Genomic DNA, 7,924 nt, shown 5'->3' on the forward strand with positions numbered 1-7,924 from the left:
GGCCCACATTCCGGCCAACCGTCGCGGGGTGGAGCAGCCCGGTAGCTCGTCAGGCTCATAACCTGAAGGTCACAGGTTCAAATCCTGTCCCCGCAACCAGTCGTAACGTCCCTAGCCCGTCAGACCTGCAAACGCTCCACAGCACCGTCTGCCAGAGCCGCGTCAGACCCATAACCCGAAGCGTGAGACAGACAAGGAATTGATCCACCGGATCAATCCCCCGGCGAACGGTCCAAATCCCGTTCCCGCCAAACAGTCACCCCCCAAGCAGCCCGTTCGGGGCGCGCAACATCGGCCCCACTGGGGCCACCGTCGCCCGTCACCTCGTCAGCCTCATAGCCCGAAGGGTGAGAACGACAAGGAGACCGTTCAAAGCCGGGCAACGAAAACGGTTTTCAGTCCCTGCATCCCCGACCGATCGCTGACACAGCCCACCGGACTGCCCGGACGGTAACCATAGAAATGCAGTATTGACAGAATCGGCCCACGCATGACATCGATGTCATGACATCGGTGGCATAGCGGAAAAGCCACCCTCAGTTCTGTGCCTGTCGTTCCTGGGGAGGAGACTGCATGGCCACGATCTATGACGTCGCCCGCGCGGCGGGCGTGTCTCCGAAGACCGTCAGCCGGGTGCTGAACAGCGACGGCCCGGTCGGCGAAGCGACGCGGCTGGCTGTCGAGACGGCGATGCGCGAGCTTGGCTATGTCCGGTCGAACGCCGCACGCATGATGCGGGCGCAGAAATCAGGGATCATCGGGCTGATCACCGGGGCCATTTCGCCCAAGAACCGGCTGATGCACCAGCAGGGTCTGCCCGATCTCTTCATCGTCCAGGGCATCCAGCGCGCGGTGGCCAACGGCGGACTGACGCTGATGATCGCAGATACGGCCGGGCGGCAGGACCGCGTGCCCTATCTGGTCGACACGTTCCTTTCGCACCGGGTGGAGGGGCTGATCTACGTTGCCGAGTACCATCAGGAGGTCAGCCTCCCTCCGGTGCCCGCGGATACGCCGGTGGTTCTGGCCAACTGCTTCGACCAGCGCGGCACCCCGTCTTTCCTGCCGGACGACCGGCGCGGCCAGCATGATCTGGTGGCAAGGCTGATCGCGGCGGGGCACCGGCGGATCGCTTATCTGAGCCTGCGCCACGACATGGTGGCGGGCCAGCTGCGGCCCCTCGGCTACAAGGACGCGCTTGACCATGCGGGTATCGCCTTCGACCCCGACCTGATCACGCCGGTCGATTTCGATGCCCCGGACATCGGCCCGCAGCTTCTGTGGGACACCATCGACCGGATGCTCAAACTCGGCCAGCCGCCCACGGTTCTGTGCTGCGGCAACGACCAGATGGCGATGATGGTCTATGGTATCCTGCGGTCCATGGGGCGTAAGGTTCCCGAGGAAATCTCGGTCGCGGGCTATGACAACTACCGCGTGATTGCCGAGACGCTCTATCCGCCGCTGACGACGGTAGAGCTGTCCTACAATGCCATGGGGGTTCGCGCGGGCGAGCGCCTTCTGGCGCTGATTTCCGGCCAGGGCCGGGATGACCGGACCCCGACGCTTGTCGCCGGACCGGTCCATTGGCGCAATTCCGTGACGGAAGTGCGTCCTTCGAATATGCTGCAACTCAAAGCCGTCAGGGAGGAAAGAACATGACGACGATGAAATGGGTGGCCGGTGCCACCTTTCTGGCCTGGGGCTCTGTCGCCCAAGCGCAACAGACGCTGACCATGTGGTACCATGGCGCGGGCAACGAGGCCGAAGCGAAGGTGATCAACCAGGTCATAAGCGACTTCAACGCCAGCCAGACCGACTGGAAGGTCGAGCTGCAGAGCTTCCCGCAAGCGGCGTACAACGACAGCGTCAACGCGGGCGCGCTGGCCGGGACCCTGCCGGATATCCTGGACGTCGACGGTCCGGTCATGCCGAACTGGGCCTGGGCCGGCTACATGCAGCCGCTGACGATCGACGAAGCGAAGATCGCAAGCTTCCTGCCGGGCACCAAGGGCATGTGGGACGGCAAGCTTTACTCGATCGGGCTTTGGGATGCGGCGGTCGCGCTGGTGACCCGTCAGTCGCTGCTGGATGAGCTAGGTCTGCGCACGCCGACCGTGGATCAGCCCTGGACGAAGGACGAGTTCATGGCAGCACTCGACGCGGCCAAGGCCAGTGGCAAGTGCGAAGTCGCCTTCGATCCGGGCATGGCCTGGACCGGCGAATGGTATCCCTATGCCTTCGGCCCGTTCCTGCAATCCTTCGGTGGCGACATCGTCGACCGGTCGACCTACAAGACGGCAGAAGGCGCCCTGAACGGTGAAGCCGCGATCGCATTCGGCGAATGGTGGCAGGGTCTGTTCACTGGCGGCTATGCCCAGGCGATCCAGGACCCGGCCGACCGGGACGGGGGCTTTGCCGCGGGCAAATACTGCTTCTCGTGGAACGGCAACTGGGCGGCGCTTGGCGCGCTTGGTGCCTTCCCGGACACCGTTTTCCTGCCGGCACCCGACTTCGGCAATGGCCCGATCATCGGTGCGGCGAGCTGGCAGTTCGGTGTCTCGGCAACCTCGAAGCATCCCGAGGGGGCCAATGCCTTCATCGAGTTCGCCCTGCAGGACAAGTACCTGGCCGCGTTCTCGGACGGCATCGGCCTGATCCCGGCAACGCCTACCGCTGCCGAGATGACCGTCAACTACAAGGCGGGCGCGCCGCTTGCGGTCTTCTTCGAGCTGTCCGCCAAGCAGGCGCTCGTCCGTCCGGTGACGCCGGGCTACGTGGTGCAGGCGAAGGTCTTCGAGAAGGCCATGGGTGACATCGCCAACGGCGCTCCGGTCGCGGACACGCTGGACGCGGCGGTCGACGAGATCAACGCGGACATCGAGAAGAACAGCGGCTACGGTCACTGATCCGCTGATCGAACGCTGCTTTGGCCTGGGGGCGGTATCGCCGCCCCCGGTGCCCCCTCATAACCAACCGCACCCTGCGAGGTTGCCATGGCATCGAAGTTTGTCAGGTCTAACGGAACCGGCTGGCTGATGGCGGGACCCGCCTTCTTTCTGATGGTCACCTTCATCGTCATCCCCTTCATCTTCGCTTTTGTCCTGTCGTTCACCAACCAGCGCCTGGTCTCGGCCAACCCGACCGAGTTCACCGGCATGTCCAACTACAGCCAGCTCCTCGGGCTGAGCGTGCTTCGGATTGAGCCCCTGCGCGACGAAAGCGGTGCCGTGAAGATGACGGCGGAGGGCGAGCCGGAATATCCGGCGGTGCGAAGCTTTACCCGGAACAATCCGGATTATGCCCACCTGACCGGCATGCGCGAATGGTTCAGCTTCGGTGGAGAGACGAAGACGGTCATCCTTGCCCGCGACGTCGTGTTCATGACAGCGATCGTCAACACCTTCATCTTCGTGCTGGTCGTGGCCCCGGTCCAGGCCGGGCTGGCCTTGTGCCTCGCGCTCCTCATCAACCAGAAGCTTCGCGGCATGAACTTCTTCCGCGCGGTGTACTTCATGCCCGTGGTCGTCTCGATCGTCGTCGTCTCGCTGTTGTGGCGGTTCATCTATGACGGCGACAGCGGCCTTCTGAACAATCTGATAAGTGCCGTGACCTTCGGGGCCTTCTCCGGTACCGACTGGCTTGGCAACCCGTCCACGGCGCTTGGCGCGATCATCGCCATGTCCGTCTGGCAGGGGGTCGGCTTCCATATGGTGATCTGGCTTTCGGGCCTGCAGACGATCAGCCCCACGCTTTACGAGGCGGCGGCCATCGAAGGGTCGTCGAAATGGCAGACCTTCCGCTACGTCACCTGGCCCGGCCTCAAGAACACGGCCGTTCTGATCCTTATCGTCATCACGATGCAGGCGTTCTCGCTTTTCAGCCAGGTCGACGTGATGACCCAGGGCGGTCCGCTGGATAGCACGCAGACCATCGTCTTCCAGGCCGTCGAACGCGGTTATGGCAAGCAGGACATCTCGGGCGGATCGGCCATCTCGGTGATCCTGTTCGTCATCGTCCTGTCGATCTCGCTTCTGCAACGCTGGATTACGAGGGAGAAGAACTGATGGCCCAGATAGCCGACGACAACCACGGCCTTCGCCTGGCGGTTCGCTACGTGGTGTTGATCCTGATTGCGGTGATCTTCATCTTCCCGCTGGTCTTCATGCTGATGTCGTCCTTGAAGCCCGACCAGCAGCTCTTGCAGGACACAAGCTCGCTTCGTGCGTTCCTGCCGGTCGGGGATATCAGCCTGAACAACTACTATGCCGCGTTCGACCGGGCGCCGATCGGGACCTTTGTCTTCAACTCGATCCTCGTGACGGGGGTAACTGTCCTTCTGTCGCTTCTCCTGTGCTCCATGGCGGCGTTCTCGTTCGTGTTCATCGACTGGAGGGGCAGGAGCTTTGCCCTTGGCCTGATCCTGGCCACGCTGATCGTGCCGTTCGAGACCATCGCGATCCCGCTTCTCTTGTTTGTGTCGAAGCTGCCCTGGATCGGGATGGAGGGGCTGACCTGGGGGTGGCTCAACACCTATCGGGTGCAGATCGTGCCGATGATCGCCGATGGCCTCACGATCTTCCTGTTCGTCCAGTACTTCCGCGACCTGCCGGGCGAACTGGTCGAGGCCGCCCGGGTCGAGGGCGCAAGCTGGTGGCAGGTTTACCGGAAGGTCGTCATGCCTTTGGCTGGGCCGGTGCTGGCAACAGCGGCGATCCTGAAGTTCCTGGCCATGTACAACCAGTATCTCTGGCCGCTTATGGTGGTTCAGAACGAAAGCTACCGCCCGGTCATGGTGGGCCTGCAGTACTTCTTCCAGCTCAACATCGCGTGGGGCGAGGTCATGGCCTACCTGAGCCTGATCACCGTCCCGGTCCTCGCCTTCTATCTTTACCTGCAGAAGGCCTTCATCGCATCGATCGCCTCGACCGGCGTGAAAGGCTGAGGAGACCACAGATGGTACACGCAATCGCTGACCGATGGCTTTGGGACAGCTGGTACGCCAAGGACGGGGACACGTTCCACGGCTACTTCCTGCAGGCCCCGAAGTCGCTGATCGACCCCGAGCTGCGCCACATGAACGCCACCCAGCGGCATGCCGCGTCCAAGGACCTGATCCACTGGACCGACCTTGGCACCACGTTCGAGCCGCAGCGGAACGGTGCCGCCTGGGATGACAGCACGACCTGGACCGGATCGGTCCTGAAGGGTGACGACGGGCTTTGGCACCTCTTCTACACCGGCACGACCCATGCCGAGAAATCGCTTTACCAGCGGATCGGCCATGCGACCTCGACCGATCTGCACAACTGGACCCGCGTTGGCGACGGGCTCTGCCTCGACCTGACCGGCCCCAATGCCGAGTGCTACGAGAAAGACCACATGATCGGCCATTGGCACGACCGGGCGATGCGCGACCCCTGGGTCATGCGCGACCCGGACGGCAAGGGGTGGCTGATGTACTTCACCGCCCGCGCACCCGGCGTGCCCGAGCCGAACGCGGGCGGGGCCATCGGCTTTGCCACCTCGCCCGACCTGAAGACCTGGACCCTGCAGCCCCCGGTCTTCACGGGTGGCTTCGGCCAGCTGGAAGTGCCGCAGGTCTTCAATGTCGGTTCGACGTGGTACTGCCTTTTCTGCACCGGGTCGCGGCATTGGTCCAAACACTATCGCCTGCAGAACCCCGAGGCGCCGGTGTCAGGCACCCACTACCTGATCGCCGACCACCCGCGCGGGCCCTGGCGCATTGCCCCCGGCCCGTTCCTGGACGGGGCCGAACCCTGCCGCCGCTATGCCGCGCGCATTGTCGAGGGGCCGGACGGGCTTTCGATCCTGGGGTTTGCCGACCATGTACCGGGCGGCTTCGGCGGTTACATCATGGATCCTGAAACGGTCATCGTCGGCCCGAACGGCCTTCTCAACGTTCAACATCGCGCACATGCGGCGGAGTGATCATGGCACAAGTCTCTCTCAAGAACGTCACCAAAAGCTTCGGCAGCGCCCATGTGATCAAGGGCGTGGACATCGAGATCGACGACGGCGAGTTCTGCGTCTTCGTCGGGCCTTCGGGCTGCGGCAAGTCCACGCTTCTGCGCATGGTCGCGGGGCTTGAGGACATCACCTCGGGCGATATGCGGATCGGCGAAACCCGCGTGAACGACCTGCCGCCCAAGGACCGTGGGGTCGCCATGGTCTTCCAGTCCTACGCCATCTTCCCGCACATGACCGTGCGCGAGAACGTGGCGTTCGGGCTGACGATCAGCGGGGCATCGAAGGAAGAGAAAGAGGCCAAGGTCGCCGAGGCCGCGCGCATTCTGCAGATGGAGCATCTTCTGGACCGTCGCCCCTCGCAGCTTTCCGGCGGACAGCGTCAGCGGGTGGCGATCGGCCGGGCGATTGTTCGGAAGCCCAAGGTGTTTCTCTTCGACGAACCGCTCTCGAACCTCGACGCGGCGCTGCGCATGGACATGCGGATGGAGATTGGCAAGCTTCACCAGCAGCTTGGTGCCACGATGATCTATGTGACGCACGACCAGGTCGAGGCGATGACGCTGGCCGACAAGATCGTGGTGCTGAAGGACGGCCGGGTGATGCAGATCGGCGCGCCGATGGAGCTTTACCACAACCCGGCCAACCTGTTCGTGGCAGGCTTCCTGGGCGCACCTTCGATGAACTTCATTGAAGTGACGGTCAAGGGGGTCAACGGCGACAAGGCGCTGGTGTCGAACGAGGCGCTGGATCCGGTCGAGGTGTCGGGCAAGCGTGGCCCGTTCCAGGTCGGGCAGACAGCCCTTCTGGGTCTGCGTCCGCAGTATGTAGGTGTCGCGAAAGGTGCGGCGCAACTGCACGGGACGGTCGCGCTGACCGAACGCCTTGGGGCCGAGACGGTGCTGGAAGTGACCCTGAAGAACGGCAAGCCGCTGATCGCGGCGCTGTCTGAGGACACGGTCTTCGAGCTTGGCGCCCCGGTGGATTTGAGCTTCGATCCCGCGCAGGCCCATCTCTTCCCGAAAGAGGAGGGGGCGGTTTCGGCACCACACTGAAAAAGCTTTTCGTCGCAGGGTGGTTTTCTGTCCTTGCGACGGGAAAAACTAGGCCCCGGCCAAGGGGTCGGCCGGGTTGGACAGGATCGACAGCGGCAGGCGGTCCACCTCTTCCAGCAGGGTCACGAGCTGCCGGGCGGCGTGATCGATGACCTTGTGGCCCTTCTCGGCGGTCGCAACGGCAGCGTTGCCGCAGGCGCCTGCCGGGTGCTGATCCTGCGCGGCCCAAGCAAGCTTGCCGCCGGCGCCAAGGCCGAGATGCTTGTTTTCCGCAGTCAACCGGGCGGCAAGGGGTCGGAAATCCCGCGCATGCTCCATCCGCACCAGATCGGGATGCAGGTCCAGCATGACCGAGGTCTCCATATCACCGGCATGAATGCCGAAGCGGCTTTCGTCCGGCGGGAACAGGCCTTCGGGCAGGCCCATGGCGAACCAGTTGGCGGCAACGGCGATCATGCCGTGGCGGAGGCGCAGATCGCGGGCGACGATGTCCATGGGGGCCACCTGCCCGCCATGCGAGTTCAGGATCACCAGCTTCCTCACGCCCGCCCGCGCCACGCTGTCGCCGATCTCGGTCCACATCGCCATGAGCGTTGGGGCCGAGAAGGTCAGCGTGCCGGGGTAGGCTGAATGCTCGTCCGACTTGCCGACGGGCAAGGTGGGCAGGAAAAGCGCCAGGCAATCCGCCGGGATCAGGGGCAGGGTGGCAGCAATGATCCCGTCAAGGATCGCCTGATCGACCGAGACCGGCAGATGTGGCCCATGCTGCTCGATGGCACCCACCGGCAGGACGGCGATCAGCCGCTCCCGGTCCAGCGCCATGATCTCGCGCGCGCTGTAGTCGGCCCAGAACCGGCTGTGCATGCCATTCGCTCCTTGCA

7 protein-coding genes and 1 tRNA gene are annotated in these 7,924 nt (G+C 63.9%); 7 read left to right on the plus strand and 1 reads right to left on the minus strand.

Going from position 1 to position 7,924, the window contains the following annotated elements:
* Positions 1–22 precede the first annotated feature (22 nt).
* The 7 genes from ACRCSW_RS19420 (at position 23) to ACRCSW_RS19450 (ending at position 7,043) form a co-directional block, all read left to right on the plus strand.
* A tRNA-Met gene (locus ACRCSW_RS19420) sits at positions 23–99 on the plus strand.
* A gap of 474 nt (positions 100–573) precedes the next feature.
* A complete protein-coding gene (locus ACRCSW_RS19425) occupies positions 574–1,662 on the plus strand; it encodes a LacI family DNA-binding transcriptional regulator (protein WP_438707298.1) in 1,089 nt (362 codons plus the stop codon).
* Entirely contained in the window at positions 1,659–2,909 is a 1,251-nt protein-coding gene (locus tag ACRCSW_RS19430) for a sugar ABC transporter substrate-binding protein (protein ID WP_438707299.1), read from the plus strand. The genes ACRCSW_RS19425 and ACRCSW_RS19430 overlap by 4 nt, the downstream gene beginning before the upstream one ends.
* Before the next feature lie 87 nt (positions 2,910–2,996).
* On the plus strand, positions 2,997–4,067 hold the full coding sequence (locus ACRCSW_RS19435) for a carbohydrate ABC transporter permease (protein WP_438707300.1): 1,071 nt from the start codon (positions 2,997–2,999) through the stop codon (positions 4,065–4,067).
* Positions 4,067–4,945 (plus strand): carbohydrate ABC transporter permease, encoded by an 879-nt coding sequence (locus tag ACRCSW_RS19440; protein WP_438707301.1) that lies wholly within the window; start codon positions 4,067–4,069, stop codon positions 4,943–4,945. Before ACRCSW_RS19435 ends, ACRCSW_RS19440 begins: the two co-directional genes overlap by 1 nt.
* Positions 4,946–4,956: 11 nt before the next feature.
* Positions 4,957–5,952, plus strand: a complete 996-nt coding sequence (locus ACRCSW_RS19445) for a levansucrase (protein WP_438707302.1) — start codon at positions 4,957–4,959, stop codon at positions 5,950–5,952.
* A gap of 2 nt (positions 5,953–5,954) precedes the next feature.
* A complete protein-coding gene (locus ACRCSW_RS19450) occupies positions 5,955–7,043 on the plus strand; it encodes an ABC transporter ATP-binding protein (protein ID WP_438707303.1) in 1,089 nt (362 codons plus the stop codon).
* A gap of 48 nt (positions 7,044–7,091) precedes the next feature.
* Here the strand turns inward: ACRCSW_RS19450 and ACRCSW_RS19455 are convergent.
* On the minus strand, positions 7,092–7,924 hold an 833-nt coding region (locus tag ACRCSW_RS19455), incomplete at its 5' end, for a creatininase family protein (protein ID WP_438707304.1).

The sequence above is a fragment of the Tabrizicola sp. genome (assembly GCF_051645465.1).
Taxonomy (GTDB): Bacteria; Pseudomonadota; Alphaproteobacteria; order Rhodobacterales; family Rhodobacteraceae; genus Tabrizicola.

Coding starts and splice junctions, on each gene's coding strand:
- ACRCSW_RS19435 (WP_438707300.1), top strand. CDS start 2,997: ATGGCATCGAAGTTTGTCAGGTCTAACGGAACCGGCTGGCTGATGGCG.
- ACRCSW_RS19445 (WP_438707302.1), top strand. CDS start 4,957: ATGGTACACGCAATCGCTGACCGATGGCTTTGGGACAGCTGGTACGCC.
- ACRCSW_RS19450 (WP_438707303.1), top strand. CDS start 5,955: ATGGCACAAGTCTCTCTCAAGAACGTCACCAAAAGCTTCGGCAGCGCC.
- ACRCSW_RS19430 (WP_438707299.1), top strand. CDS start 1,659: ATGACGACGATGAAATGGGTGGCCGGTGCCACCTTTCTGGCCTGGGGC.
- ACRCSW_RS19440 (WP_438707301.1), top strand. CDS start 4,067: ATGGCCCAGATAGCCGACGACAACCACGGCCTTCGCCTGGCGGTTCGC.
- ACRCSW_RS19425 (WP_438707298.1), top strand. CDS start 574: ATGGCCACGATCTATGACGTCGCCCGCGCGGCGGGCGTGTCTCCGAAG.